The organism is Pseudophaeobacter sp. 1A09344, assembly GCF_041008745.1.
GTDB classification, from domain to species: Bacteria; Pseudomonadota; Alphaproteobacteria; order Rhodobacterales; family Rhodobacteraceae; genus Phycobacter; species Phycobacter gallaeciensis_A.
The window spans coordinates 94,096-118,241 of the sequence record NZ_JAXGFS010000009.1; the positions used below are offsets into that span (position 1 = coordinate 94,096).

Here is a 24,146-nt window from a genome sequence, read left to right on the forward strand (position 1 = left end):
GGGGGGATTTGATCAAAACACCCCGGCGCCGATTGCTGCGTCCGGAGGGCTGGGCTACACAGGCGCAACAGCGACAAGAACAGGAGCCGCCATGACCCCGCTTTCAGGCCTCAAAGTGGTTGAACTCGCCCGTATTCTGGCTGGCCCCTGGATTGGCCAGTCTTTGGCGGATCTGGGCGCCGAGGTGATCAAGGTCGAAAGCGAGGCAGGCGATGATACCCGCCACTGGGGCCCTCCGTTCATCGAGCGAGATGAGGACAAGACGGCGGCCTATTACTATGCGGCCAACCGCGGCAAGGATTGTGTCACCGCGGATTTCCGCACCGAGGAAGGTCGCCAGACAGTCATCGATCTGATCAAGGACGCCGACATCCTGATCGAGAACTTCAAGGTTGGCGGTCTGAAGAAATACGGGCTGGATTACGACAGCCTGAAACAGGTGAACCCGCGGCTGATCTATTGCTCGGTCACCGGTTTCGGACAAGACGGCCCCTATGCCTCCCGCGCGGGCTATGACTTCCTCTTGCAGGGTATGTCGGGGCTGATGTCGATTACTGGCGATCCCGAGGGGCAGCCGCAAAAGGTCGGCGTTGCCATCACCGATATCGTGACCGGGCTTTACGGCACCATCGGCATCCTTGCGGCGGTCGAGCAGCGCCACACCACTGGGCGGGGGCAGCATCTGGATATGTCACTGCTGGATTGTGCCACGGCGATGCTGGCCAATCAGGCGATGAACTATCTCGCCACCGGCACCAGTCCGACGCGGCTGGGCAATGATCACCCCAATATCGCGCCCTATCAGGTGATGGCGGTGAAGGATGGCCATATCATTTTGGCGGTGGGCAACGACGGCCAGTTCCAGCGGCTGTGTGATGCGCTGAAGCTGCCGGATCTGAAGGTCGATCCGCGGTTCCTGACCAATCAGCTGCGGGTGGCGAACCGTCAGGAGCTGACCGCGCTGCTGGAAGCGGCCCTGATGCAATGGAGCCAATCTGATCTTCTGGCGGCGCTGGAGGCGGCGACGGTTCCCGCCGGGCCGATCAACACCATCGGCCAGGCCTTTGACGATCCGCAGATCCAGCATCGTGGTATGCAGATCGCGCCTGAAGGGGTGCCGGGCGTGCGGGGGCCATGGAAATTCTCGGATGCCGAATTGGCGCTGGAAAAATCCGCGCCAAAGCTTGCCAAATAAGGACGCGCGAAGGCAGGGTGGCGCCAAACTTTTTTAAGATTGGATGCCCCCTATGCCCGTGCCCTTTACCCTGATTGAAAACACCTGGATTCCGATGGCTGACGGGCGTCGTCTGGCGGCGCGGATCTGGCTGCCCGAAGGGGAGGGGCCGGTTCCGGCGATCCTGGAATACCTGCCCTATCGCAAACGCGATGGCACCGCGCCGCGGGACGAAACCACCCACACGGTTTTCGCTGGCGAAGGCTACGCCTGCATCCGCGTCGATATTGCGGGCAGCGGTGACAGCGAGGGGCTGTTTGATGACGAATACTCCGAACAGGAACTGAGCGACGGTGAGGCGGTCCTCGCCTGGATCGCGGCGCAACCCTGGAGCAGCGGCAAGGTCGGGATGATCGGCATCTCCTGGGGTGGGTTCAACGGCTTGCAACTGGCCTATCGCCGCCCGCCCGAATTGCAGGCGGTTGTCTCGGTCGCGTCCACCGCAGACCGCTATGCCGATGACATCCACTACATGGGGGGATGTCTGCTCAGTGATAATGCCAATTGGGGCAGCCAGATGTTCGCCTATATGACGCGGCCCCTGGATCCCGAGCTGCGCCCCGACTGGCGCGATGCCTGGCTGGAGCGGATCGAGAAGCTGCCCTTCATGTCCGCCGACTGGCTGCGCCACCCGTCCCGCGATGACTTCTGGAAACACGGCTCGGTCTGCGAGGACTGGTCGGCGATCACCGCGCCGGTGCTGGCGATCACCGGCTGGGCGGATGCCTATATCAACACGCCTGCGATGCTGGCCGCCAACCTGACTGCACCGACGAAGGCGCTGATGGGGCCGTGGGAGCATCGCTATGCGCATATCTCGAAACTCGATCCGGCGGATTTCCACGGCGAAGTTTTGCGCTGGTTCGATCAGTGGCTGAAGGGCGAGGAAACGGGCGCCGAGGCGCTGCCCGACTACCGTGTCTACATGCAAGAGCATTTCGGCCCCACCAAGGAAAACAAGCCCCGCAAGGGCCGCTGGGTGGCCGAGCAGAACTGGCCCTCGCCCAATGTCAGCGAACGGGTGGTTTATCTTTCGACAGGCAGCCTGATAGATACTGCAGGCAGTGGGGAGTGCAGGGTTTCAAACCCTGCAACCGTCGGTCAGGCGGGGGGCTATTTCTGTCCGGGCATGCGGTTCGACAATGAACTCCCCGGCGATCAGGCGGAGGATGATGCGCTGTCGGCCTGTTTCGACACCGCGCCGCTGGAAGATGAGATGCAGATCCTTGGCCGCCCTCGTGTCCGCATCGCCTTTACCGTCGATCGCCCGGTGGCGCAGATCGTTGGACGCCTGTGCGATGTGGCGCCGGATGGATCCTCGCAGCGGATCAGTTTCCGCCCTTTCAACCTGACGCATCTGAATGGCCATGACGCGCCCGAGCCTTTGGTGCCGGGGCAACGCTACGAGGTAGAGTTCCCTCTAAATGAATGCGCCCATGCGCTGCGTCCCGGTCATGTGCTGCGGCTGGCGCTCTCGACCTCTTACTGGCCCATCGTCTGGCCCGCGCCCGAGGCGGCAGAGATCATGCTGGACCTGAAAGACTGCGCCCTGATCCTGCCAGAGCGAAAGGTGAGCGAGGAAATCCCGCCTGAGGCCCCCGGCCCCGCGCAGCCCTATCCGACCCTGGGCGGCAGGCAGATGCGCGCGCCTTCGGGCACGTCAGAGACCAAGGTGCTTCCGGATGGTACGCTGGTGCTGGATACCTTTGACGACTACGGCGAGGCGGTGAACCCCCATAACGAAATGCAGGTCGGCAGCCATGTCACGATGCACTACGCGATCCACCCCGATGATCCGGCCACGGCCACCTTCAAATCCGACTGGCGCTTTACCTTTGCGCGCGGCGACTGGCAGGTGGCGATCGACACGGAAAACAGGATGACCTGCGATGCGCAGAATTTCTACCTCTGGCGGCGCATCCACGCCTATGAGGGCGGTGCATCAGAGCCGGTTCTGGTCAAGGAATGGTCCGAGACCGTACCGCGCGGCTGCCTGTAACGGCAGCCTCAGAAGTCGAGGCCCAGATCCAGCGTCGGCGCCGAATGGGTCAGCGCGCCGGAGGAGATGTAATCAACTCCGGTGGCGGCGACCTCGGCGATGCGCTCGAGCTTCATGTTGCCGGATGCCTCGGTCACCAGATGGCCGCGCGCCATTCTGACGGCCTCTGCCAGCGTCGGCGTGTCCATGTTGTCGAGCAGGACCACATCCGCGCCGCCGGTCTTCAGCACCTCTTCGAGCTGGGACAGCGTGTCGACCTCGATCTCCACCTTCATCATGTGGCTGACGCTGGCCTTTGCGGCCTCCAGCACGGCAGTAATGCCTCCGGCGGCAGCGATGTGGTTGTCCTTGATCAGGATCGCATCCGACAGGCCAAAGCGGTGGTTGTAGCCACCGCCGTGCAAAACCGCCTGCTTTTCCGCGATGCGCAGGCCCGGCGTGGTCTTGCGGGTACAGGTTATGCGGGTGTCCGCTCCAGTTGTTTCGCGCACGAAACAATGGGTCAGTGTTGCGATCCCAGTTAGCCGTCCCGCGAAATTCAGCGCCACCCGTTCCCCCGACAGGATCGAGGCAGCTGAGCCTTCGATGGTCATCAGCGTGTCGCCCGGCTTGCAGGCACTGCCATCGGGCAGCAGGGTTTCCACCTTCAGACCGGCATCCACCAGATGAAAGGCGATGCGGGCGATCTGCATGCCGGAGACGATGCCGTCTTGCCGGGCGTTCAGTCGGGCGGAATAGGTCACATCCGCCGGGATCACCGCGCGGGTGGTGATATCGCCGTTCTGGCCCAGATCCTCGTGCAGGGCGGCGCGCACCATCGGTTCCAGGATCAGGTCGGGCAGGGTGGCGAAGGCAGTGCTCATGTGGGCTCCTTTGCGCTCTCGCCCGCGATCCGGTCGCGCAGGGCAAGGGCCTCGGTCAGGGTGATATGGGTGCGATGGGCCTGTGCGGGATCGGCCTCGGGGAAGTCATCGCGGTAATGCCCGCCCCGGCTTTCGCGGCGCATCAGGGCGGCGGCGGCGATCAGGGTCGCGGTGGCGCACATGTTGACGAAGGGTTCATCCTTCGCGTTCTCTGCCTCCAGCCGGGCAATGGTGACAAGCGCCGTCTTGAGGCCGTCTTCGGTGCGGCGTACGCCGACATTGGCGGTCATGGTCTCGCGCAGGGTCTGAACGGCGCTGGGATCGGTTTCGTGACCATCCGGGGCAAAGCTGATCGCGACCTCCGACAGATCGCCCTTTTGCGGCAGATCCTTCATATCGGCCGCGGCGGTGCGGGCATAGACCAGTGCCTCCAGCAATCCATTGGAGGCCAGCCGGTTGGCACCGTGCAGCCCGGTCGAGGAAGCTTCGCCGCAGACCCACAAATGGCCAAGGCTGGCACGCCCCTGCATGTCGGTGTCCACCCCGCCCATGTGGTAGTGGGCGGCGACGGCCACGGGGATCGGCTGGGTCACAGGGTCGATCCCGGCGCGGGCGCAGGTTTCGGCGACGGTGGGAAAGCGGGTTGCAACCTCGGCGCCAAGGGCCTGCCGGGTGTCCAGCACCGGGCGGCGTCCGGCTTGGGTTTCGGCAAAGATCGCGCGGGCCACGATGTCGCGCGGGGCCAGCTCGGCGTCCGGGTGGACCGCCAGCATGAAGCGTTCGCCCTTGTTGTTCATCAGCACCGCGCCATCGCCGCGCAGGGCCTCGGTCGCCAAGGGTGCCGGGTCTTCACCGATATCAAAGGCGGTGGGGTGGAATTGCACGAATTCAGGGTCGGCGATACGCACGCCCGCGCGGGCGGCAAGGCCGATGACCTGACCGCGGATGCGGGGCGGGTTGGTGGTATGGGCATAAAGCCCGCCCGAGCCGCCACCGGCCAGAAGAACGCCGGGGCAGGTGATCAGCACGGGATCCGACGGCGCATCGGCCTGCGAGATCCAGACGCCGGTGACGGTATCGCCGTCTACCTCTAGTCGGACGGCCTGGGTGTTTTCCAGCACTTGCACCGAAGGGGCGGCGCGCACGGCGGCGATCAGGGTTTCCATGATCTGCGCCCCGGCCCGGTCACCCTTCACGCGCACCACGCGGGCGGCGGAATGGGCAGCTTCGCGGCTCATCACGTAGTTGCCCGCCGCGTCGCGGTCAAAGGGCGTGCCAAGATCGGTGAGGTCCAGAATATGTTCGCACGCAACGCGGGTGACCATGGCGGCCACCTTTGGATCGACAGTGCCTGCGCCAGCGGTCCGGGTATCGGCGGCATGGGCTTCGGGGCTGTCGCTTTGATCCATGGCGGCGGCGACACCGCCCTGCGCCCAGGCAGAACTCGCGCCCTGACCAAGCGTTTCAGGAGAGATCATCAGCACTGGCCGCGGCGCCAGTTCCAGCGCCGCGTAAAGCGCGCCCAGACCGGCGCCGACGATGACGATGCGGCCGGTGTCAATGCGCCCGGTGCTGGCCTCTGTCACCGGTCAGATGCCCAGTTTCTGGCTGAGATCGATCATCCGCTGCACTGCAAGCCGCGCCTTGTCCGCGACCTGAGGGTCAACCTCGACCGGTTCGGACATGGTGTGCAGCGACCACAGGATTTTCTCCAGCGTGATCATCTTCATGTAGGGGCACATGTTGCAGGGGCCGACGAAATCCACCTCGGGCAGCTCATCCGCGATGTTCGAGGCCATCGAACATTCGGTGATCAGCATCGCCTTTTCCGGTTTTTCGTCCGTCACATATTTGATGATGCCGCTGGTGGAGCCGGAGAAATCCGCCTCGGCCACCACATCGGGGGGGCATTCGGGGTGGGCGATCAGCCGGGTGCCGGGGTTCCACTCGCGGAATTCGCGCAGGTCCTTGGCGGTGTATTGCTCGTGAACGATGCAGGAGCCGTCCCACCAGACGATATTTTTCTGCGGCACCTGGTTGGCCACGTTCTGCGCCAGGTATTTGTCCGGCGTCATGATGACGGTGTCGCTGTCCATCGCGGCGACGATCTGTGCTGCATTGGAGGAGGTGCAGCAGATGTCGGAGGCGGCTTTCACCTCGGCGGTGGTGTTCACGTAAGTGACAACCGGCGCGCCGGGATACTTGCGGCGCATCTCTTCCACGCCCGCGGCGGTGATGCTTTCGGCCAGCGAACAGCCTGCCGCCATATCGGGCATCAGCACGGTTTTCTCAGGAGAAAGGATCTTGGAGGTCTCGGCCATGAAATGCACGCCGCATTGCACGATCACATCCGCCTCGACCCGCGCAGCCTCGATCGCCAATTGCAGGCTGTCGCCGACGAAATCCGCAACGCCGTGATAGATCTCTGGCGTCATGTAGTTGTGGGCCAAAATGACCGCGCCGCGTTCTTTCTTCAGCGTGTTGATCGCCGCGACATAGGGCGCATAGCGCGCCCAGTCGACCGGGTTCACCACGCGGTCCATGGTCTGGTACAGATCTGACATCTGTTCGGCCAGATCGGGGTTGGGCGCCAGATCATAGGTGCTGGCGAGTTGATCGCGCATGGTTTGCAGATCGAACATGGCATTTCCTCGAAAACGCGCCCTTGCGGAACTGTGGTGGGCACTTTGGGTCGGTCTTCTTTCACGTTCACATGCCGCGCGCAAGTAATGGTGCGAAAAGGCCGCAGGCTGGTCGCTGCTGCGCCGGGGCTGCTGTTGGGGTGGCCGGAAGGCCAAGAATCTCTTGCTCCGCGGGTTTGTAAACCCGGCGATAGAAGATCTGTTCCCCGGATCAAGCGCGGGCGTTGGGCATCTTTCTGTCCGGCGATGCGCAGTCACTCATCGATATAGTGGACAAATTGTCCTTTTTCAGGGGCGGCTGCATTTTTTTCTGTTTCGGGGTGCTTTCCTGTGTTTTGACACTGGGGAAAGCTGAGGGAAACAGGCCTGTAACCCTAAGCCATCGGGGGGAAAATCAAGCGTCATGTCTGATCTGTGGGACGGTCTGAGCCAGGCGTTCTGGCTGGTGGTGATGCTGGATCCTGATCTGGTCGAGATCACTTTGCGCTCTCTCAGGGTCACTTTGACCGCCCTTGCCATCGCCTCTGCCATCGCCTTGCCACTGGCGGCCTTGCTGGCTGTCCGCCGGTTTCGCCTGCGCCGTCCGACGATTGCGGTGCTCAATGCGCTGATGGGGCTGCCGCCGGTGGTGGTCGGGCTGATCGTCTATGTCTTCCTGTCGCGGTCCGGGCCGCTGGGGGTGCTGGGGCTGTTGTTCACGCCCTCGGCGATGGTGATCGCTCAGGTGATCATCATCGTGCCACTGGTGGCCTCGATCGCGCATCAGTCCCTGCGCGAGCTGTGGAGCGATTACCACGATCTGCTGATTTCACTGAATACCACCCAGGGTCAGCGGATCCGGGCGTTGTTGTGGGATGGGCGGCGGGCGCTGCTGACAGCGGCGCTGGCTGGGTTTGGCCGCGCCATCGGAGAAGTCGGCGCCATCATGGTGGTGGGCGGTAATATCGACCATGCCACCCGGGTGCTGACCACTGCGATCGCGTTGGAAACCGGCAAGGGGGAATTTGCAATGGCTCTGGGCCTTGGCTTTGTGCTGATTGGCATGGCGATTGCCGTCAACCTGTCGATCCACTGGATTGGCCATACCGAACGCGGGGGACGCTGGTGATGCAGATGTTCCCGCTGACCGTGGATCAGGGCGTGGTGCGCAGGCGCGGCAAGGTGCTGGTTGGCCCGGTGGACCTGACGCTGGAAGGCGTGGGAGCGACCATCGTGGTGGGGCCGAACGGGGCCGGTAAGACCTCGTTTCTGAAGATGCTGCACGGCGTCGTGCGGCTCAATGGCGGCAGCCTGACCTGGGCCTGTCCCAGGGCGGAAGCAGAAAAACGCCAGGCCTTTGTGTTTCAGACCCCGGTGATGATGCGCCGGTCCGTGGTGGAAAACATCGCCTACCCGCTGCGCCTGATCGGTGTGTCGCGGAAAGAGGCCCGGGCGCGGGCCGCGGATTGGGCGCGGCGGATCGATCTGGGCGATGCGCTGGAGCGGCCTGCGGTGCTGCTCTCGGGCGGTGAGCGGCAGAAGCTGGCGCTGGCCCGGGCGCTGATCCGGGAGCCGGAAGTGCTGTTTCTGGACGAACCCTGTGCTTCGCTTGATGGACGGGCGACGCGGGAAATCGAAGAGATCCTGACGGAGGCGGCCCAAAGCGGGACTCGCCTGATCATGTCGACCCACAACATGGGTCAGGCGCAGCGGCTGGCGGATGAGGTGATCCTCATCATTGGCGGACGCATTCACGAGTTCGCTCCGGCCGAAGCGTTTTTTGCCGGGCCTCAAACCCCGCAGGGGCAAGCATTCTTGAGAGGAGATATAGTAGAATGAAACATCTGGTGTTGGGCGTTGTCGCCTCGGCCGTCATGGCCACCGCATCCTTTGCCGAAGAGATGAAGATGGCGGTGACCACCTCGTTCCACAATTCCGGGCTGGCGGAGATCCTGCTGCCGGAGATCAAGAAGGATCTGGATCTGGACGTGCAGCTTCTGGTCGTTGGCACCGGTCAGGCGATCCGCCTGGGCGAAGCGGGCGATGTGGATGCGATCCTGGTGCATTCGAAAAAGGCCGAAGAGCGTTTTCTCGCTGGGGGTAACGGCACCCATCGCCGCGAGATCATGTACAATGATTTCGTCTTTATCGGACCCAAGACCGATGGCGCCGGGATTGCGGATGCGGAAACCGCAGTTGATGCCCTGCAGAAGGTTGCAGGTGCAGAGGCGCTGTTTGTCAGTCGCGGCGATGACAGTGGCACCCACAAGAAAGAGCTGAGCCTCTGGGCGGCTGCCGGTCTGGACGCCGGGAGCTTTGGCGACTGGTACCGCGCAGTGGGGGCTGGCATGGGGTCGGCGCTCAACACGGCAGCGGGGATGAATGCTTATATCATGGCCGACCGTGCCAGCTGGCTGAACTTTGGCAACAAGGGGGATCTGGCGCTATTGTTCTCGGGTGACCCGGTGCTGTTCAACCAATACGCCTATCTGCCGGTGAACCCGGAGAAACACACGCATGCCAAGAACGATCTGGCGATGAGGCTGGAAGGCTGGCTGGTGTCGGACAAGGCCAAGGCGTTGATCAACGATTACAAGATCAACGGTGAGACCCTGTTCGTGTTCAACGCCAAGCAATAAGTCTTGTGCGAGCCACGGCGCGGGGATCTCCCGCCCGTGCCGCCGCATTTGAAAATGCGTTGTCCCGGTTGGGCCAGGCGCCGCGCTGTCGCGCGGCGCTTTTCCTTTGCTGAGAGGCGCCTGAGGGGCAGGACTGCCCCTCAGGCGCCAGATCGAGTGTTCTCTCCGCCAAAGCCGCCTCAAGGGTAAACCGTGCATGCGCACGGCCACATACGTGGCCCTTGACCCGGATTTGGCGGAGCGGCGGAGGCTGGATGTGTCGTGCGCTGCGCAGGGCGGGAGCAGCGGATCCGGGAGCAGGTTCTGTCAACTGTCGCCGCCGACGGTCAGGGTCACCCGGTCGCCCGCAAACCAGGTGCGGCCGTATTCGATGGGGATACCCTTTGCGTCTACGTTGATGCCGGTGGTGCGCAGGATCGGGGCGCCTTCGGGGACGCGCAGGTGCAGTGCCTGTGTTGCTGTCGCCTGGCGGGCGGTGATGCGGGTCTCAAGGCGGGTATAGTCTTCGATGCCGCAGCGTTGCAGCGCGGCAGTGACGGATTGTGTCTCTTCCAGCGCCGTGAGCATCTCGGGGAACCTTTCGGCTGGAAAGATGCTTTGGAACAGGGCAATCGGCTGCCCATCTGCCAGCGACAACCCGTCGTAGACATGCACCGGATCGCCGGGGGGCAGCGCCAGCGCGGCGGCTTCGCCAGCGGAGGCTGCGCGGGTTTCGGTGGTCAGGATCTGTTTCGCCGGTGTCTGCCCGCCTTTGGAGATGTTCTGGTGAAAACGCACCCGTTTGCCAATCGGGTAATCCGTCGGTCTGGCGGCAACAAACACCCCGGCGCCGCGCCGTGCATGCACCAGACCTCCTGCGGCCATTTCCGCCAGAGCGCGGCGCACCGTGTGGCGGTTGACACCGAAGCGCGCCGCCAACTGCGCCTCGGCTGGCAGCTTGTCGCCGGTGTCATAGCGCCCCTGGGCGATATCGTCGGTCAATGTGCCTGCGATGGATTTCCAGACCGGGGTTCGGGCCATGTCATCAAACTTTCACAAGGATTGGCTTGCGCCCTTGCAGGCGAGTCACCTATGATTTGTCTAGTTGTATAGTTTATGTAGACAACCCGGCCAAGAGGCTTTGACACGATGAACACCACAATTTCCGCAGAGGATCGCACAAGAGATCGCAAGGCCTGGATGGGTCTTCTGGCCTCGGCTGACGATGCCCGGCTAGCCGGGCTTTGGCGCGCCTTTGATCATGAGCCTGCCTTTGACTGGCTGCGCACGCCCGAGGCGGGCGGCGTGATGGTCCGGGGCCGTATGGGCGGCAGCGGCGCGCCCTTCAACCTCGGCGAGATGACCGTCACCCGCTGCGCCCTGTCGCTGGCCGACGGCACGGTTGGCCACGGCTACGTGCAGGGCCGGTCCAAGGCCAAGGCCGAGACGGCCGCCAAGATCGACGCGCTGATGCAGACCGATGTGGCCGAGGCGCTGCAAACGGCAATTCTGGCGCCACTGGAACAGGAACGCACGTCGGCCAAAGAGGTCCGTGCCGCAAAGGCAGCTGCGACCAAGGTCGATTTCTTCACCATGGTGCGGGGAGAGGACTGATGAACCAGATGACGGACAATACGGTCTACGCGGGTGGTTTTGCCAATCCGTCGGTGGCCTCGGCCCATGGGTTTCGCGCGGCGATGAATGCCATGGCGCGCCCCGGCGCGGTGCAAGGGATCACGGGCGCTATCCCGCCCGAGGGGATTTCCCATGCGGCGGGCAGCTTGCTCTTGACGCTTTGCGATCCCGAAACCAGCGTCTTTCTGGCGCCCGATGTGGACAGCGAGGCCCTGCGTGGCTGGCTGACCTTTCACACGGGCGCGCCCATTGTCAGTGCGGAGCAGGCGGATTTTGCCCTTGGAGGCTGGGGCGCCCTGATGCCGCTCGATCGCTTCCCCATCGGAACGGCGGAGTACCCGGATCGCTCCACCACGCTGATTGTCGAGGTTGCGGGATTTGATGCGACCAATGCCACGCTCAGCGGTCCCGGCATCAAGGACACAGCGCAGATGGCCCTACCGGATCCGGTGGCCTGTGCGGGCAATGCGATGCTTTATCCCTTGGGCGTCGATTTCTTTTTCACCTCTGGCTCTCAGGTGGCGGCGCTGCCGCGCTCGACCCAGATCCGTGCGGAGGCCTGAGGCATGTATGTAGCTGTAAAGGGCGGCGAGCGCGCCATCGACAATGCCCATGCCTGGCTGGCGGAGGAGCGTCGCGGCGATGCTTCGGTAGCCGAGTTGTCACTGGCGCAGATCCGCGAACAGCTGTCGCTGGCGGTGAACCGGGTGATGGCCGAAGGATCGCTGTTCGATCCCGATCTGGCGGCGCTGGCGATCAAGCAGTCGCGCGGCGATCTGATCGAGGCGATATTTCTGATCCGCGCCTATCGCACCACCCTGCCGCGCTTTGGCTATACGCTGCCGGTGGACACCGGCGCTATGGCCTGCGACCGGCGCATTTCGGCGACCTTCAAGGATGCGCCGGGCGGGCAGGTGCTGGGGCCGACCTTCGACTACACGCATCGCTTGCTCGACTTCAAACTGGCCGCCGAGGGCGAGGTGCCGGAAGCCCCCGCTGCAACGCCCCGGACCGAACCGACGCCCCATATCACCGAGTTCCTGCAAGGCGAGGACATCATCGAGCGTGAACCGAGCTCGGATGCCCAGCCCGGGGACCTGACGCGCGAGCCGATGGCCTTTCCCGCTGACCGGTCGGTCAGGCTGCAATCGCTGACGCGCGGGGATGAGGGGTTCATCCTTGGCATGGCCTATTCCACCCAGCGTGGCTATGCGCGCAACCACGCCTTTGTCGGTGAACTGCGCATCGGCAGCGTGGCGGTGGAGATGGAGATCCCGGAGCTGGGATTTGCCATCGAGATCGGCGAGGTGGAGCTGACAGAATGCGAGACGGTGAACCAGTTCAAGGGCTCCAAGACCGTGCCGCCGCAGTTCACTCGTGGCTATGGTCTGGTGTTCGGCCAGTCAGAGCGCAAGAGCATCGCCATGGCGTTGGTGGACCGCGCGCTGCGCTGGAAAGAGCTGGGCGAGGACAATCTGGGCGCTGCCGCGCAGGACGAGGAATTCGTGCTCAGCCATTCGGACAATATCCAGGCGACGGGGTTCCTCGAACATATCAAGCTGCCGCATTACGTCGATTTTCAGTCCGAACTGGAACTGGTGCGCAAGCTGCGCCGAGAAGCCGCCGAGGCGGTGGAGCAGATGGCGGCACGGGAGGCTGCGGAATGAGTTTTGTGCAACACAGGGCAGTGCCCGACCTCGGGTGGGGGCGAAGCGCCCTCCCGGGGGGGAGGTCGGGCGCGGCCCGGCGATGCCGGGCCAAACGGAAGAAGGGTGCCCAGAATGTCTGACTACAACTTTGCATACCTTGACGAGCAGACCAAGCGGATGATCCGCCGGGCGATCCTCAAAGGTCTGGCGGTGCCGGGCTATCAGGTGCCTTTTGCCAGCCGTGAAATGCCCATGCCCTATGGCTGGGGCACCGGCGGCGTGCAGGTCTCTGCCGCGACGCTGACCCCGGATGATACCTTCAAGGTGATCGACCAGGGCGCCGATGACACCACAAACGCAGTCTCGATCCGCAAGTTCTTTGAGCGCACCGCCGGTGTTGCCACCACCGAGGAGACGGAACAGGCCAGCGTTATCCAGACCCGCCACCGTATCCCCGAGGCACAGCTCTCCGAAGATCAGATCCTCGTCTACCAGGTGCCGATCCCGGAACCGCTGCGCTTTCTTGAGCCGCGCGAGACCGAGACGCGCAAGATGCACGCGCTTCAGGAATATGGCCTGATGCATGTGAAGCTCTATGAGGACATCAGCCAGCACGGCGCCATCGCGACCTCCTATGCCTATCCGGTGAAGGTGTCGGATCGCTATGTGATGGACCCTTCGCCGATCCCGAAATTCGACAACCCCAAGATGGAGATGGCGGCGATCCAGCTGTTCGGCGCGGGCCGCGAGCAGCGCATCTATGCGGTGCCGCCCTATACATCGGTCGTGAGCCTTGATTTCGAGGATTACCCCTTCGAGGCCAGCAAGGCCGATCATCCGTGTGACCTTTGCGCGGCAGAGGACAGCTATCTGGATGAGGTGATCCTCGATGATGCGGGCAACCGGATGTTTGTCTGCTCGGACACCGATTACTGCCGTTCGCGGCGCGAGGCAGGCCATGTGGGCCGCCTGGGAGAGGAGGCCGCGGCATGACCCCTTTGCTGCAAGTAAAAGACGTTGCCAAGATGTATGGCGCGCGGATCGGCTGCACGGATGTGAGCTTTGACCTGTACCCCGGTGAGGTGATGGGCATCGTCGGCGAAAGCGGCTCGGGCAAGTCCACCCTTCTGAACTGCCTTGCCGGGCATCTGGCGCCGGACCGGGGTGAGGTGGTGTTTGACACCCGCGCCGATGGGCCGGTGGATACGGTCACCATGTCGGAACCCGCGCGCCGGATGCTGGGGCGTACCGACTGGGCCTTTGTCCACCAGCACGCCCGCGACGGGCTGCGCATGTCGGTCTCAGCGGGCGGCAACATCGGTGAGCGGCTGATGGCGGTTGGCGATCGTCACTATGGTGATATCCGCGCCCGCGCTGCCGACTGGCTGGGCCGGGTGGAGATTTCCGATGCCCGCATTGATGACCGCCCCTCGGCCTTTTCCGGCGGCATGCAGCAGCGGCTCCAGATCGCCCGCAACCTGGTGACCGGTCCAAGGCTGGTGTTCATGGATGAACCCACCGGGGGCCTGGATGTGTCCGTGCAGGCGCGGCTTCTGGATCTGTTGCGGGGCCTCGTGCGCGAGATGGGTCTCAGCGCCATCATTGTCACCCACGATCTGGCGGTGGTGCGTCTTCTGGCGGACCGGTTGATGGTGATGAAGGACGGCCATGTGGTGGAAACGGGTCTGACCGATCAGGTGCTGGACGATCCGCAACATGGCTATACGCAGCTGCTGGTCTCCAGCGTGTTGCAGGTGTGAGGGTAAAGTGATGATCGAACTTCAAAACGTCAGCAAAAGCTTCACCCTGCACAACCAGGGCAGCGCAGTGATCCCGGTGATGGAGGGCGCCACGCTTTCCGTCAAACCCGGCGAATGCGTCGGACTGGTGGGGGCCTCGGGGGCTGGGAAATCGACCCTGATGCGGCTCATTTACGGTAACTACCTGGCTGCCAGCGGCAGTATCATGGTGGGCGGCACCGATGTGGCACAGGCCGAGCCGCGCGAGATCCTCGCGCTGCGCCGCAAGACGCTGGGCTATGTCAGCCAGTTCCTGCGGGTGGTGCCGCGTGTGCCTGCCCTTGATGTGGTGGCGGATCCGCTGTTGGCGGTGGGCACCCCCATTGAAGAGGCACGCGAAAAGGCGGCGCAGCTCTTGACGGGCCTAAATATCCCGGACCGGCTCTGGAGCCTTAGCCCCACCACATTTTCTGGTGGTGAGCAGCAGCGCGTGAACATCGCGCGCGGCTTTGCCTATGACTACCCGGCGCTTTTGCTGGATGAGCCGACGGCCAGTCTGGATGCGCAGAACCGCGCAACGGTGCTGGGCCTGATCGAAGGCGCCAAGGCGCGCGGCGCCGCCATCATCGGCATTTTCCATGATGAGGCCGCGCGGGATCAGGTCTGCGATCACTTCATTGATGTCTCGGGCTTTGCACCCAAGGCCGCCGCATGAAGGTGCCCGCACGAAAAGGGCCGGTGATCGCCGTCGTCGGCCCCTCGGGCGTTGGCAAGGACAGCCTGATGACGGCGCTGCAGCAGGCCGATCCCGGTGTGCTGCTGATGCGCCGGGTGATCACCCGCGCGCCCGAGGCGGGCGGCGAGGATTACACCGCTGTCACCGAGGCGGAGTTCGAAGCGCTTGTGCAGGACGGCGTCTTTGCCCTGCATTGGGCGGCGCATGGGCTGCAATATGGCATCCTGAAAGAGATCGAAACGCTGCGCCACGGCGCCAGCGGTGTTCTGGTCAACCTGTCTCGCGGGGTGCTGCTTGAGGCGCAGGCGACGTTTGACGATTTCCGGGTGCTCTCCGTCACCGCCCGCCCCGAGGTGCTGGCCGCCCGGCTGGCGGCGCGCGGGCGCGAGGATGCCGCCGAGGTGCAGCGTCGACTTGCCCGCGCGAGCAAACCCCTGCCTGCGGGGCTGGCCCAGGTCCATGAGATCGACAACAGCGGCGATCTTGGCGCGGCGGTCATGGCCGCCCGCGCCGCAATTCAGCCGGTCAGGGCGTAGCGGTGGATCAGGTGAAAACGTCCCTCGGTATCTTCGCCCATCAGCGCCAGATCCTTGATCACGAAGGGCGTGGGCAAGAGCGGGATCAGATGCGCCTGCAAGGCAGCCTCGACGCTGGGCAGCTCCGGCTTGGGCAGCTTGCCACTCAGGGTGATGTGAAAGCGGAATTGATCCAAAACGTATGGGTAGCCCCAGGTTACAAGGTTCTGGTCCTGCTCGGGGCTGAGTCCGTTCGCGCGGCGGCGGGCCAGCTCCGCCTCAGGGGCGGGGGCGCGAAAGGCGTCGAGATCGCGCACGCAGGCGGCAGCCAGCGCATTGAGCGCGCTTTCATCGCCCAAGGGGCGCAGCGCCAGAAACCGGCCCAGCCGCGCCAGTTGCAACCCGTCCAATGTGACCGGCGCCTGTGTAGCGGCCAGCGTGGCGCAGGCAGCCTCCAGATCGGCCAGGGAACACCCCTTTGCCAGTCGCATCGGCGGTTTCATCGTCGCATGCAGGCCATATTTGCGCGGCGTTGCGGTGATCGCTGCGACGTCCAGCCCGTTGACTTCGGGGTGCGGCAGCGCCTCCCCGGTCTCCATATCCCAGCCCAGCCAGCTGGCTCCGAACCGGCTCCATTCCGCCCCTTGGGGCGGCGCAAAATAGATCGCGTATCGCGTGAATGTCACATTGGCCTCCTAAACGTGGCCTTTCCAATACCTCGAAAGATGTGAAATCCAGATGACACAAGAGATGATCCTTGCCAATGCCACCCTTGTTCTGCCCGGCGAAACCCGCATCGGCAGCCTCAGGATCAAGGACGGAGAGATCGCGGATATAGCCGAGGGGGCGGGCGTGCCCACCGGCGCGGTGGATTGCGGCGGCGATTTCGTCAGTCCCGGCCTGATCGAGCTGCACACCGACAATCTGGAGCGCCACATCCAGCCCCGCCCCAAGGTGGACTGGCCCCATGCCGCCGCGATCATCGCTCATGATGCGGAGCTGGCGGGCACCGGGATCACCACGGTCTTCGATGCGATGCGGGTCGGTTCGATCAAGAGCAAGGAGGCGCGATATGGTCAATACGCCCGTAGTCTGGCCTCTGAACTACTGGAACTGCGCGGCAAGGATGCGCTCAAGATCAGCCATTTCCTGCACCTGCGGGCCGAGGTCTGTTCGGAGACACTAGTGGACGAGCTGAACGAGTTCACGGATGAGGACCGCGTCGGTCTGGTCTCGCTGATGGACCACACGCCGGGGCAGCGCCAGTTCCGCGATATTTCGAAACTCGAGGCCTATGTGAAGGGCAAGCACGGGTTTGATGATGATGCCTTCCTGCAGCATATCGCGAACCTCAAGACCATGCGCGACACCTATGGCGATCTGCATGAGGTCGAGGCGGTGAAGGCCGCGCAGCGGTTTGGTGCGGTGCTGGCCAGCCATGACGACACCACCGAGGATCAGGTCGCCGTCTCGGCCGGTCACGGTATCCGTCTGGCCGAATTCCCCACCACGGTCGAAGCCGCCCGTGCCTGCCATGCTCATGACATCCAGGTGATGATGGGGGCGCCGAATCTGATCCGCGGCGGCTCGCATTCGGGCAATGTGGCGGCGCAGGAGCTGGCCGAGCTGGACCTTTTGGATATCGTCTCCTCCGATTATGTGCCTGCGGCGCTCTTGCTGGCGGCGGCGCGTCTGGGAGAGATCTGGGGCGACATGGCGCGGGGGCTCGCCACCGTCACCAGCGCCCCGGCCAAGGCGGTGGGTCTGAAGGATCGCGGGGCGCTGGAGGTCGGCAAACGCGCGGATCTGATCCGCTTTGCCATGCGTGCTGGTGTGCCTGCCCTGCAGGGCGTCTATTCCCGTGGTCAGCGGGTGGCCTGAAAAACAACTCAGCTTCATGTATTAAGGCCACGGCGCAAAGCGCATCGGGGCCTTTTGTTTCGGTGAACGCCGTTGGGCGGCGCGTCAGGCGCGGTAGAACATGTAGCGGCCTTCGGGGATGCCTTCTGGGCCGTCCAGCTCCTCAAAACCCACCAGAGGCTGGCCCGAGACGATGATACCGCCCGGCGCCATGACGGAGGCAATGACCGGCGACATGGCAGCAGCCTCGGCGACGTCCTTTTCCTTGACGCCAAAGCCGAAATCATAGTGCGCCAGCACGATCTTGTGGCCCTCAGCCGCAAGGCGCTGCAGCATGGGTTCGGCTTCGCCTTGCAGGAAATCCTTTTCGGGCGGCACGCAGGAAGGGTGGCATTGCAGCACCCGGTCGATCACCCAGATGCGGCGGTCCGGCAGGATCTCGCGCAGGTGGTCATAGGTGCGTCCGTTGCCCAACCCCATGTCCAGCGCGTCGCCGGGAACATCCGTGATCTGCTCAGCGGCCCAGTTCAGCCCGTCCCGTTGCGCGGTCAGGCGGCGCAGCATCGAATCCAGTCGGCTCATTCAGGAAATCCTTTCGTCATAGGTCCAGGCCATGGCGGGCCCGGCCAGAAGACGTGCAATCAAAGTTTCGGTAAACCCCCAGATCCGGTCGTCATGCACCAGATGGTGGGTCAGGATGCCATAGGGCTCGCGGGTGTCGGCGCGGCCCTGGCGGCGGTCTTTCAGCTGCGATGCGACCTGGGCGATCAGCTGCGCCTCGGGCAGCAATGACCGGCTGCCCTTCCAGTCGATCGGGTCCAGATGCGTGTTGATCTGTACAAGTCCCGGCGCGGCCTTGGTCCGGGAGCGCGGGGTAAAGGTCGACAGGGCGCAATAGCCAAGGCCCGCCATCCAGGGCAGGATCTCGGGCGCGATACGGTTCCAGGGCGGCACGAACATCGGGCGCAGGCTGGATCCGAAGGAGCTCTTCAGCCGCTCCAACCCGGCTTCGGCCTCTCCAAGCATGTCCTGCACCGGACGGTGGGCACCGAACTCGGCCTTTTTCTCGCCCTCCGGGGCGTGGCTTTTATGAGCCCAGCCATGCACCACGGGGATCAGATCAGCCGTGTTCTGCAGATGCGCGGCCAGTTCCGGCTGGGCGTCCCGTGGGATGATCGCCAGATGCACCGGCAGACCCAGCCGCTGCGCGGTTTCTGTCAGCTGCTGCAGTTGCGGCGTGACCTCGGTGGCGTCATCATCGCGCCACCACAGGGGGAGCTGCAATCCGGCCTGCTGCCAGGCCTCAAGCTCCTGATCCAGCGCGCTCCAATCCGGGGTGATTGCCGGGGTCATCGACGGTCTCCTGCCAGTTCGGCAGCAATCTCTACCGTTCTGGCGGCGCCGTCAAACCGGAAGCGGTCGGTGGCGCGCGGCGCCTCGGCCATCACGCGTTTCACCGCCTGTACCAGCGCGCTGGGCGTCAGATCGGCGGTCTTCAGCACCGCGATACCGCTTAGCGGCGCAAGGCTCTCGGCGCGCAGGGATTGTTCCACTTCCTTGCCCGCATCAAAGGGCACAAGAACGGCGGGGCTACCCGCCTGCAGCAGGTCCAGCGCGGTGTTGTAGCCGCACATGCTGACCGAGGCGGCGGCGTGGCACAGCATCTGTCGGAAATCGGGGCGGGCGGCTTCGATGATGGCGCGGGAGCCTTTGGCCGTGAACCGCGCGATCCGTTCTGCCGCGTCGCTGCCGCCGACCAAAAGCCGCCACGTGATATCGGGCGACTGCTGCGCGGCCTCCAGCGCGGTGTCATATAAGGCATCGCCAACACTGCCGCCGCCGGCGCTGACCAGCACCTCACCCGCGCCTGCCTGTTCGGGGTGCGGTAGGGCGGCTGGAGGCGCCACGTAACCGGTATAGCGCAGCTTGCCCGCCAGCATCTCCGAGACCGGCCAGCTGATATTCAGCCGGGTGGCGGCGGGGTCGGAATGCACCAGCACTGCATCGTAGAACTCCGCGATCACCGCGTCTGCCTCTACCGCCTTTTTGGGCTTGGAGGGCGGCGCCAGAATATCGCGGATCGAGGCCAGCACTACGGGCCGGTTCGGCAGGGCGTGGGCGGCCTTCAGCAGTGACAGAAACTCTCCCTTCAGGCTGCGGCGGCCAAAGGGGAAAAGCTCGGTGATCAGCACATCGGGCTGCATCTCGCGCAGGGCCTCGCAAAGGGCAGTTTGCCGGGTCTCGTGATAGGCATCATCCGCCACGGCCCCATCGGCAGTCAGCAGTCGGGTGAAATCCACTCCGTCCGAGCGCAGCGGAGGCAGTTGCACCAGATCCAGCCCCGCAAGGCTCAGCTGCGGTGCCGGAAATCCACCCGAGGCCACGCGGACCTGATGGCCCGCTGCGGCAAAGGCCCGGCCCAGCGTCAGCGCCCGTGACAGATGGCCGGTGCCCAGTAGATGGGTGACTGCGATCAGGACCTTCATTGCGGCTCTTTCGGGATCAGGCGGATGGGATCGGGCTGCGGGCGCAGGGCGTCGCCGTCGATTTCCACCACGAAGAGGCGGTTGCGCTTGATCCGGAAGGGCGCCGGACCGTCGAAGTCCCAGCCATAAGCGCGCGCCAGGATCATCCGCATGATCCCGATATGGCAGACCGCGACCGTGTCCCGGGTGAGGCGTTGCAGCCAGGGCGCGATACGTTCCCAGACCTCGGCCGGGGTCTCGCCGCCGGGGGGGCGGTAGTCCCAGCCCCAGTGCTCGATATCGCGAAAGCCGCTTTTCGGGTCGGCCTTGAGGTCGATCCCGCGCAGACCTTCCCAGTCGCCCCAGTCCATTTCAATCAGCTCGGGCGCCGTTTGAGGATCGCGCCCGGCCACCAGTTTCGCGGTTTCGGCGGCGCGCAGCAGCGGGCTGGACCACAGATCCGCCGCATCCCAGGGCGCGGGCAGCGCCTGCGCGGCCAGCTCGCTGCGGGCGGTATCATCCAGCGCAATATCGCTGCGGCCCTGAATGCGGCCCGCGCGGTTCCAGTCGGTATGACCATGGCGCAAAAGGGCAAGACGGATCATGGGCGGGCCTCCATCAACGGGGTCACAGCGGCCCAGAAACGGGCGCTTGCGGCGGGGGCAAGGTGGGTTGTGGCGACCATCTGGCGCGCCTCGGCGCTGCGGCGGGCGCGCAGATCGGAATCGGTCAGCAGGGCGTTGATCTGCTCTGCCAGCGCCTCTGGCCCCTCTTCCGGTGCCGGGTATGCGGCAGGGGTGAGCACGTCGCGCATGCCGGGACGATCCTGCGCCACCACGGGCAGGCCGTGGGCCTGTGCCTCAAGATAGGCCATGCCAAAGGCCTCGTTGACGCCAGGCCAGAAGAACAGGCTGGCGCGCCCATAGGCGGCCGTCAGGCCGTCGCGATCCAGCTGTCCCAGAAACTGCACACGGTCGCCAAAGGGCGCCATCATCGCCTCGACCTCGGGGCGGGCGGGGCCATCGCCTGCGATCTCAAGCTGCCAGTCGCCCTCAAGATGGCTGAGCGTTTCCGCAATGATGCGATACGAGGACAGCTTGTCCCCGGCGCGCATCATGCCGACGCTGAGCATGGGACCGTCCAGCGTCGATGGCTCCGGCAGCGCGCCTTGCGGCAGGAAGGGCGGCAGGTGCACCAGCGCCTGGCTGCCAAAGCGCTCGCGCTCCAGAGTGATCAGGTCATTGGCAGTGAAATAGAAGACGGTATCGGCCGCATCGGCAGCGTCATGGGCGGCCTTGGCAAACCCGGCCCAGTGGCCCGTCAGGCGACTGGTGGCGCGGGTGCTTTCGATCTGCACATAGGGAATGGAACGGGCGCGGGCCACGGCAGGCCCGATCAGGTCCGGCGCCTTGTAGTAGTTGTGGTAGGTCACCCAGAGATCCACGGGCGGCATCTCGTCCAGCAGGCGACGAACCTCTTGCCGGGCGGCCTCTTGCAGGTCGTTCTGCCATTCCGCATCGCCTGTCTTGTCATAGATGCGCAGCTCGCTGACCAGATCGACGCGGGCGCCGCCTGCGGCAAACACATCCATCAGGTTGCGGGCCACTTCCCGGTCGCCCGAGGGCACCGGGCTGCGCGGCGATTTCATCGGCGCATAAAAGGCGATGTGTTTGCCGCTGCCGCTGGTCATGCGCCGTTCAGCATGGCGCTGAGGCGTTCGGAAAGGCGGGCAATGCCCGGATCCATGCCAAAGTCACGGCGCAGGCGCTGGAGCGCGGCTTCGGCCATGGCGGCGGTCTTCTCTGGGTCCTCGGCCATCTTGCAGATGGCGCCTGCCAGCGCTGCGGGCGCATCGTCGCTGAGCAGACCATGGGTGCCGCTGTCGATGAATTCGGGGATGGCAGAGACGGGCGTCGACAGGATCGGCAGCCGCTGCGAGGCGGCTTCCATCAGCACGTTCGGCAGCCCGTCGCGGTCGCCATCTGCGGCAACGCGACTGGGCAGGACGAAGATATCGCTCTGGCGCATCGCCTCGATCACCTCGGGCTGGTCGCAGGCGCCGCGCCAGGTGATGCGGTCTGCAACGCCCGCGTCCTCGGCCATGCCCTGCAACAGATCGCCAAGGCCGCCGCCGCCGATATGGGTCCAATGCCAGTCCAGATCCTTGGGCAGCAGCGCCAGCGCGTCGATCAGCCGGTCAAACCCCTTCTTTTCCACCAGCCGACCAACGGACATCAGGTGCAGCGGATCGCTGGCCTTGCGCCAAATGCGGTCGGGCGGGGCGGGAAACCGGCTGAGGTCCAGCCCGTGGTAGATCAGGTCGATGCGCGCCGGATCGTCCGACATATCGCGCAGGTGCTGGGCGCCAAAGGCAGTACAGGTGGCGCCGAAGGTAGCGCCGTGATCGGCGCTGGACAGTTTTTCACGGATCTCCCAATCAGGAGAGGTCCAGATGTCCTTGGCATGGGCGGAGAAGCTCCACGGCAGGCCACGCATGATCGCCGCATAGCGCGCCACCGAGGACGGCGTGTGCAGGAAATGGGCGTAAAGCCCCAGCACCGCGTCCGGCATTTCGGCGGCCAGCACGCAGGCCTGGCCAAACCGGCGGATGCGGTTGCGGCTGGGGTCGCGGCGCAGGTCGGCGCGCCAGATCCGCCGGGCCTCGGCGTAGCCCGGCAGCTTTTGCGCCGTCTCGCGGGCGCGCCAGACGCGCTCCGGCTCTTGATAGAGGTATTCGGGAAGGTAGTTCACCTGTGCCTGCAAACGGTCGTGCAGCGGGTGGCGTTTGACATCGGTGGGGTGGCGCAGGGACCAGATTTCGAAACTGTGGCCCGCGGCCTCCAACGCGACAAGCTCCTGCGCGATAAAGGTCTCGGACAGGCGCGGCCAGCCCTTGACCAGCACCGCAAGCGGTGGCCGGTTTGTGGTCATTCGGTTGCCTTTCGCGGCGCGTCCTGCAGCAGGGCGCTCACCCGGTGGGTGACATAATCGAGCCCGTCGAGGAACCCTTCGCCAAAAGCGGCAGAGGGGGATTTTTGATCCTTCAACGCGTCTATCGCGCGGATCATCGCCTCGGGGGTCCAGCCATCGCGGTCTTCGTCCAGCATGGAAACAAGGCCCAGTTCCTCGGCGCGGCTGGCGCGGATCCACTGTTCCAGACGCGGCGTGGTACGGGGCACGATCACCGCAGGTTTGTCAAAGGACAGGACCTCGCAGAAGGTGTTGTAGCCGCCCATGCAAACCACGCCGCAGGCGCCTGCAAACAGGGTTTCGATCCGGCTTTCGAAACCAACGCTGGTGACGCGGCCATCCAGCGCGGCAACGCGGGCCTCAAACGCCTCGCGGGTTTCTCCGGACAGGAAGGGGCCATAGACCAGCACGGCACGCGGGCTGAGGTTTGGGTCCCGTTCATAGGCCGAAAGCACCAGATCCACCATCATCGCCCCGTCGCCACCACCGCCGGGGGTGATCAGGATATAGGGCTGTTCGGGCGGTTCACCGATCTGGCCCAGATCGCGCCGCAGATAGCCGGTCCAGTGCATGCGGGCGCGGGCCTCGGGCGACAGATCCAGCCCCTGCGTGGGGTCATAGACCGAGCTGAGACCATAGACCCAGATTTCGTCGTAAAATTGTTCGGTCACCGGAACCGCGTTCTTGCGTTCCCATTCCGCAGCTAGAACTTCGGGTTCGTCCAGAACATCGCGCAGGCCCAGCACCAGCTTGCAATGGCCGCGGCTGCGCAGACATTCCAGCGCGGGCATCAGCTCGCCGCGGAAACCGGTTGGCTCCTTGTCGACGATCAGCACGTCGGGATCGTATTGCTGCGCCATGGAGCGGATCAGCCCGGCGCGCATCTCGGTGGTTTCCTCGATGCTCATCCCCATGGTGCGCGAAGCATAGCTGCCGTCGGAGCGTTTGATCACCCCGGGCAGGCGCATGTGATCGACCCGGCTGGGAAAGGCAAACCGCCCGGCAACTGGTGAACCGGTCAGGATCAGCGCCGACGCAGAAGGATCGGCGGCGGTAATCGCTCCGGCAAGCGCCCGCGATCTGCGCAGGTGGCCCAGCCCGAAGGTGTCATGACTGTAGAGCATGACTCGGGGGCTGCGGGCGCCGTTTTCCCTGTCGGCGGTGGAGCTTGTCTGATCTTTCATAGGGTCGCCTGAACAGGTGTATTATCAGGGTGGTGCAATAGGCAGGCGCCGAAATCAA

The 24,146-nt window shown here is 64.5% G+C and carries 25 protein-coding genes; 13 read left to right on the forward strand and 12 right to left on the reverse strand.

What is annotated here, in order from left to right; all coding sequences use genetic code 11:
- Positions 1 to 91 precede the first annotated feature (91 nt).
- Complete coding sequence (locus SM765_RS15970; protein WP_274837960.1) at positions 92 to 1,195, forward strand: CaiB/BaiF CoA transferase family protein; 1,104 nt, start codon at positions 92 to 94, stop codon at positions 1,193 to 1,195.
- Positions 1,196 to 1,247: 52 nt separating this feature from the next.
- A complete protein-coding gene (locus SM765_RS15975; protein WP_274837961.1) occupies positions 1,248 to 3,233 on the forward strand; it encodes a CocE/NonD family hydrolase in 1,986 nt (661 codons plus the stop codon).
- Between the two features lie 8 nt (positions 3,234 to 3,241).
- On the opposite strand, the gene nadC is transcribed toward SM765_RS15975, so the two are convergent.
- The 3 genes from nadC to nadA are packed head-to-tail and all read right to left on the reverse strand — an operon-like array spanning position 3,242 to position 6,738.
- Entirely contained in the window at positions 3,242 to 4,096 is an 855-nt protein-coding gene (nadC, locus tag SM765_RS15980) for a carboxylating nicotinate-nucleotide diphosphorylase (RefSeq protein WP_274837962.1), read from the reverse strand.
- Positions 4,093 to 5,682 carry an L-aspartate oxidase gene (locus SM765_RS15985; RefSeq protein ID WP_274837963.1) on the reverse strand — a complete coding sequence of 530 codons (1,590 nt, stop codon included), beginning with the start codon at positions 5,680 to 5,682 and terminating at the stop codon, positions 4,093 to 4,095. Before SM765_RS15985 ends, nadC begins: the two co-directional genes overlap by 4 nt.
- Before the next feature lie 3 nt (positions 5,683 to 5,685).
- Positions 5,686 to 6,738: a quinolinate synthase NadA gene (nadA, locus tag SM765_RS15990; protein ID WP_274831584.1), complete on the reverse strand. Its 1,053-nt coding sequence runs from the start codon at positions 6,736 to 6,738 to the stop codon at positions 5,686 to 5,688.
- Between the two features lie 403 nt (positions 6,739 to 7,141).
- Here nadA and SM765_RS15995 point away from each other — a divergent pair, with 403 nt between their 5' ends.
- From SM765_RS15995 to SM765_RS16005, 3 genes are read left to right on the forward strand one after another with little or no spacing between them, the layout of a single operon-like run.
- Complete coding sequence (locus tag SM765_RS15995; protein ID WP_065272274.1) at positions 7,142 to 7,846, forward strand: ABC transporter permease; 705 nt, start codon at positions 7,142 to 7,144, stop codon at positions 7,844 to 7,846.
- Positions 7,846 to 8,556 carry an ATP-binding cassette domain-containing protein gene (locus tag SM765_RS16000; protein ID WP_274837964.1) on the forward strand — a complete coding sequence of 237 codons (711 nt, stop codon included), beginning with the start codon at positions 7,846 to 7,848 and terminating at the stop codon, positions 8,554 to 8,556. The genes SM765_RS15995 and SM765_RS16000 overlap by 1 nt, the downstream gene beginning before the upstream one ends.
- Positions 8,553 to 9,356, forward strand: coding sequence for an ABC transporter substrate-binding protein (locus tag SM765_RS16005; RefSeq protein WP_274837965.1), 804 nt, complete (start codon positions 8,553 to 8,555; stop codon positions 9,354 to 9,356). Before SM765_RS16000 ends, SM765_RS16005 begins: the two co-directional genes overlap by 4 nt.
- 306 nt (positions 9,357 to 9,662) lie before the next feature.
- On the opposite strand, the gene phnF is transcribed toward SM765_RS16005, so the two are convergent.
- Entirely contained in the window at positions 9,663 to 10,376 is a 714-nt protein-coding gene (gene phnF / locus SM765_RS16010; protein ID WP_274837966.1) for a phosphonate metabolism transcriptional regulator PhnF, read from the reverse strand.
- A 108-nt stretch (positions 10,377 to 10,484) separates the two neighbouring features.
- Between phnF and phnG the strand changes: the two genes are divergently transcribed.
- The 7 genes from phnG (at position 10,485) to phnN (ending at position 15,630) form a co-directional block, all read left to right on the forward strand.
- Positions 10,485 to 10,949 carry a phosphonate C-P lyase system protein PhnG gene (phnG, locus tag SM765_RS16015; RefSeq protein ID WP_274837967.1) on the forward strand — a complete coding sequence of 155 codons (465 nt, stop codon included), beginning with the start codon at positions 10,485 to 10,487 and terminating at the stop codon, positions 10,947 to 10,949.
- Positions 10,949 to 11,533, forward strand: coding sequence for a phosphonate C-P lyase system protein PhnH (gene phnH, locus SM765_RS16020; RefSeq protein WP_274829500.1), 585 nt, complete (start codon positions 10,949 to 10,951; stop codon positions 11,531 to 11,533). Before phnG ends, phnH begins: the two co-directional genes overlap by 1 nt.
- 3 nt (positions 11,534 to 11,536) lie before the next feature.
- Entirely contained in the window at positions 11,537 to 12,637 is a 1,101-nt protein-coding gene (locus tag SM765_RS16025; RefSeq protein ID WP_274837968.1) for a carbon-phosphorus lyase complex subunit, read from the forward strand.
- Positions 12,638 to 12,751: 114 nt separating this feature from the next.
- Complete coding sequence (locus tag SM765_RS16030) at positions 12,752 to 13,612, forward strand: alpha-D-ribose 1-methylphosphonate 5-phosphate C-P-lyase PhnJ (RefSeq protein WP_274831577.1); 861 nt, start codon at positions 12,752 to 12,754, stop codon at positions 13,610 to 13,612.
- Positions 13,609 to 14,379, forward strand: a complete 771-nt coding sequence (phnK, locus tag SM765_RS16035; protein ID WP_192964531.1) for a phosphonate C-P lyase system protein PhnK — start codon at positions 13,609 to 13,611, stop codon at positions 14,377 to 14,379. Before SM765_RS16030 ends, phnK begins: the two co-directional genes overlap by 4 nt.
- 10 nt (positions 14,380 to 14,389) lie before the next feature.
- Complete coding sequence (phnL, locus tag SM765_RS16040; RefSeq protein ID WP_274835381.1) at positions 14,390 to 15,073, forward strand: phosphonate C-P lyase system protein PhnL; 684 nt, start codon at positions 14,390 to 14,392, stop codon at positions 15,071 to 15,073.
- Entirely contained in the window at positions 15,070 to 15,630 is a 561-nt protein-coding gene (phnN, locus tag SM765_RS16045) for a phosphonate metabolism protein/1,5-bisphosphokinase (PRPP-forming) PhnN (protein WP_274837969.1), read from the forward strand. The genes phnL and phnN overlap by 4 nt, the downstream gene beginning before the upstream one ends.
- On the opposite strand, the gene SM765_RS16050 is transcribed toward phnN, so the two are convergent.
- Entirely contained in the window at positions 15,612 to 16,295 is a 684-nt protein-coding gene (locus SM765_RS16050) for a DUF1045 domain-containing protein (RefSeq protein WP_274837970.1), read from the reverse strand. The two genes, phnN and SM765_RS16050, sit on opposite strands and share 19 nt — an antisense overlap.
- A 52-nt stretch (positions 16,296 to 16,347) precedes the next feature.
- On the opposite strand from SM765_RS16050, the gene SM765_RS16055 reads away from it, so the two are divergent.
- Positions 16,348 to 17,490, forward strand: a complete 1,143-nt coding sequence (locus SM765_RS16055) for an alpha-D-ribose 1-methylphosphonate 5-triphosphate diphosphatase (protein ID WP_274835378.1) — start codon at positions 16,348 to 16,350, stop codon at positions 17,488 to 17,490.
- A gap of 84 nt (positions 17,491 to 17,574) precedes the next feature.
- On the opposite strand, the gene SM765_RS16060 is transcribed toward SM765_RS16055, so the two are convergent.
- From SM765_RS16060 to SM765_RS16090, 7 genes are read right to left on the reverse strand one after another with little or no spacing between them, the layout of a single operon-like run.
- Positions 17,575 to 18,051, reverse strand: coding sequence for a class I SAM-dependent methyltransferase (locus SM765_RS16060; RefSeq protein ID WP_274835377.1), 477 nt, complete (start codon positions 18,049 to 18,051; stop codon positions 17,575 to 17,577).
- Positions 18,052 to 18,810 (reverse strand): polysaccharide deacetylase family protein, encoded by a 759-nt coding sequence (locus tag SM765_RS16065; RefSeq protein WP_274838032.1) that lies wholly within the window; start codon positions 18,808 to 18,810, stop codon positions 18,052 to 18,054.
- A gap of 8 nt (positions 18,811 to 18,818) precedes the next feature.
- Entirely contained in the window at positions 18,819 to 19,955 is a 1,137-nt protein-coding gene (locus SM765_RS16070) for a glycosyltransferase family protein (protein WP_274837971.1), read from the reverse strand.
- Entirely contained in the window at positions 19,952 to 20,539 is a 588-nt protein-coding gene (locus SM765_RS16075; RefSeq protein WP_274831570.1) for a histidine phosphatase family protein, read from the reverse strand. Before SM765_RS16075 ends, SM765_RS16070 begins: the two co-directional genes overlap by 4 nt.
- Complete coding sequence (locus tag SM765_RS16080) at positions 20,536 to 21,624, reverse strand: glycosyltransferase family 4 protein (RefSeq protein ID WP_274837972.1); 1,089 nt, start codon at positions 21,622 to 21,624, stop codon at positions 20,536 to 20,538. Before SM765_RS16080 ends, SM765_RS16075 begins: the two co-directional genes overlap by 4 nt.
- Entirely contained in the window at positions 21,621 to 22,865 is a 1,245-nt protein-coding gene (locus SM765_RS16085) for a glycosyltransferase family 4 protein (RefSeq protein WP_274837973.1), read from the reverse strand. Before SM765_RS16085 ends, SM765_RS16080 begins: the two co-directional genes overlap by 4 nt.
- The gene (locus SM765_RS16090; RefSeq protein ID WP_274835372.1) at positions 22,862 to 24,088 is read right to left on the reverse strand and encodes a glycosyltransferase family protein; all 1,227 of its coding nucleotides are present in this window, start codon (positions 24,086 to 24,088) and stop codon (positions 22,862 to 22,864) included. Before SM765_RS16090 ends, SM765_RS16085 begins: the two co-directional genes overlap by 4 nt.
- Positions 24,089 to 24,146 lie beyond the last annotated feature (58 nt).

Coding starts and splice junctions, on each gene's coding strand:
- SM765_RS15970 (WP_274837960.1), top strand. CDS start 92: ATGACCCCGCTTTCAGGCCTCAAAGTGGTTGAACTCGCCCGTATTCTG.
- SM765_RS15975 (WP_274837961.1), top strand. CDS start 1,248: ATGCCCGTGCCCTTTACCCTGATTGAAAACACCTGGATTCCGATGGCT.
- nadC (WP_274837962.1), bottom strand. CDS start 4,096: ATGAGCACTGCCTTCGCCACCCTGCCCGACCTGATCCTGGAACCGATG.
- nadA (WP_274831584.1), bottom strand. CDS start 6,738: ATGTTCGATCTGCAAACCATGCGCGATCAACTCGCCAGCACCTATGAT.
- SM765_RS15995 (WP_065272274.1), top strand. CDS start 7,142: ATGTCTGATCTGTGGGACGGTCTGAGCCAGGCGTTCTGGCTGGTGGTG.
- SM765_RS16000 (WP_274837964.1), top strand. CDS start 7,846: ATGCAGATGTTCCCGCTGACCGTGGATCAGGGCGTGGTGCGCAGGCGC.
- SM765_RS16005 (WP_274837965.1), top strand. CDS start 8,553: ATGAAACATCTGGTGTTGGGCGTTGTCGCCTCGGCCGTCATGGCCACC.
- phnF (WP_274837966.1), bottom strand. CDS start 10,376: ATGGCCCGAACCCCGGTCTGGAAATCCATCGCAGGCACATTGACCGAC.
- phnG (WP_274837967.1), top strand. CDS start 10,485: ATGAACACCACAATTTCCGCAGAGGATCGCACAAGAGATCGCAAGGCC.
- phnH (WP_274829500.1), top strand. CDS start 10,949: ATGAACCAGATGACGGACAATACGGTCTACGCGGGTGGTTTTGCCAAT.
- SM765_RS16025 (WP_274837968.1), top strand. CDS start 11,537: ATGTATGTAGCTGTAAAGGGCGGCGAGCGCGCCATCGACAATGCCCAT.
- SM765_RS16030 (WP_274831577.1), top strand. CDS start 12,752: ATGTCTGACTACAACTTTGCATACCTTGACGAGCAGACCAAGCGGATG.
- phnK (WP_192964531.1), top strand. CDS start 13,609: ATGACCCCTTTGCTGCAAGTAAAAGACGTTGCCAAGATGTATGGCGCG.
- phnL (WP_274835381.1), top strand. CDS start 14,390: ATGATCGAACTTCAAAACGTCAGCAAAAGCTTCACCCTGCACAACCAG.
- phnN (WP_274837969.1), top strand. CDS start 15,070: ATGAAGGTGCCCGCACGAAAAGGGCCGGTGATCGCCGTCGTCGGCCCC.
- SM765_RS16055 (WP_274835378.1), top strand. CDS start 16,348: ATGACACAAGAGATGATCCTTGCCAATGCCACCCTTGTTCTGCCCGGC.
- SM765_RS16060 (WP_274835377.1), bottom strand. CDS start 18,051: ATGAGCCGACTGGATTCGATGCTGCGCCGCCTGACCGCGCAACGGGAC.
- SM765_RS16070 (WP_274837971.1), bottom strand. CDS start 19,955: ATGAAGGTCCTGATCGCAGTCACCCATCTACTGGGCACCGGCCATCTG.
- SM765_RS16075 (WP_274831570.1), bottom strand. CDS start 20,539: ATGATCCGTCTTGCCCTTTTGCGCCATGGTCATACCGACTGGAACCGC.
- SM765_RS16080 (WP_274837972.1), bottom strand. CDS start 21,624: ATGACCAGCGGCAGCGGCAAACACATCGCCTTTTATGCGCCGATGAAA.
- SM765_RS16085 (WP_274837973.1), bottom strand. CDS start 22,865: ATGACCACAAACCGGCCACCGCTTGCGGTGCTGGTCAAGGGCTGGCCG.
- SM765_RS16090 (WP_274835372.1), bottom strand. CDS start 24,088: ATGAAAGATCAGACAAGCTCCACCGCCGACAGGGAAAACGGCGCCCGC.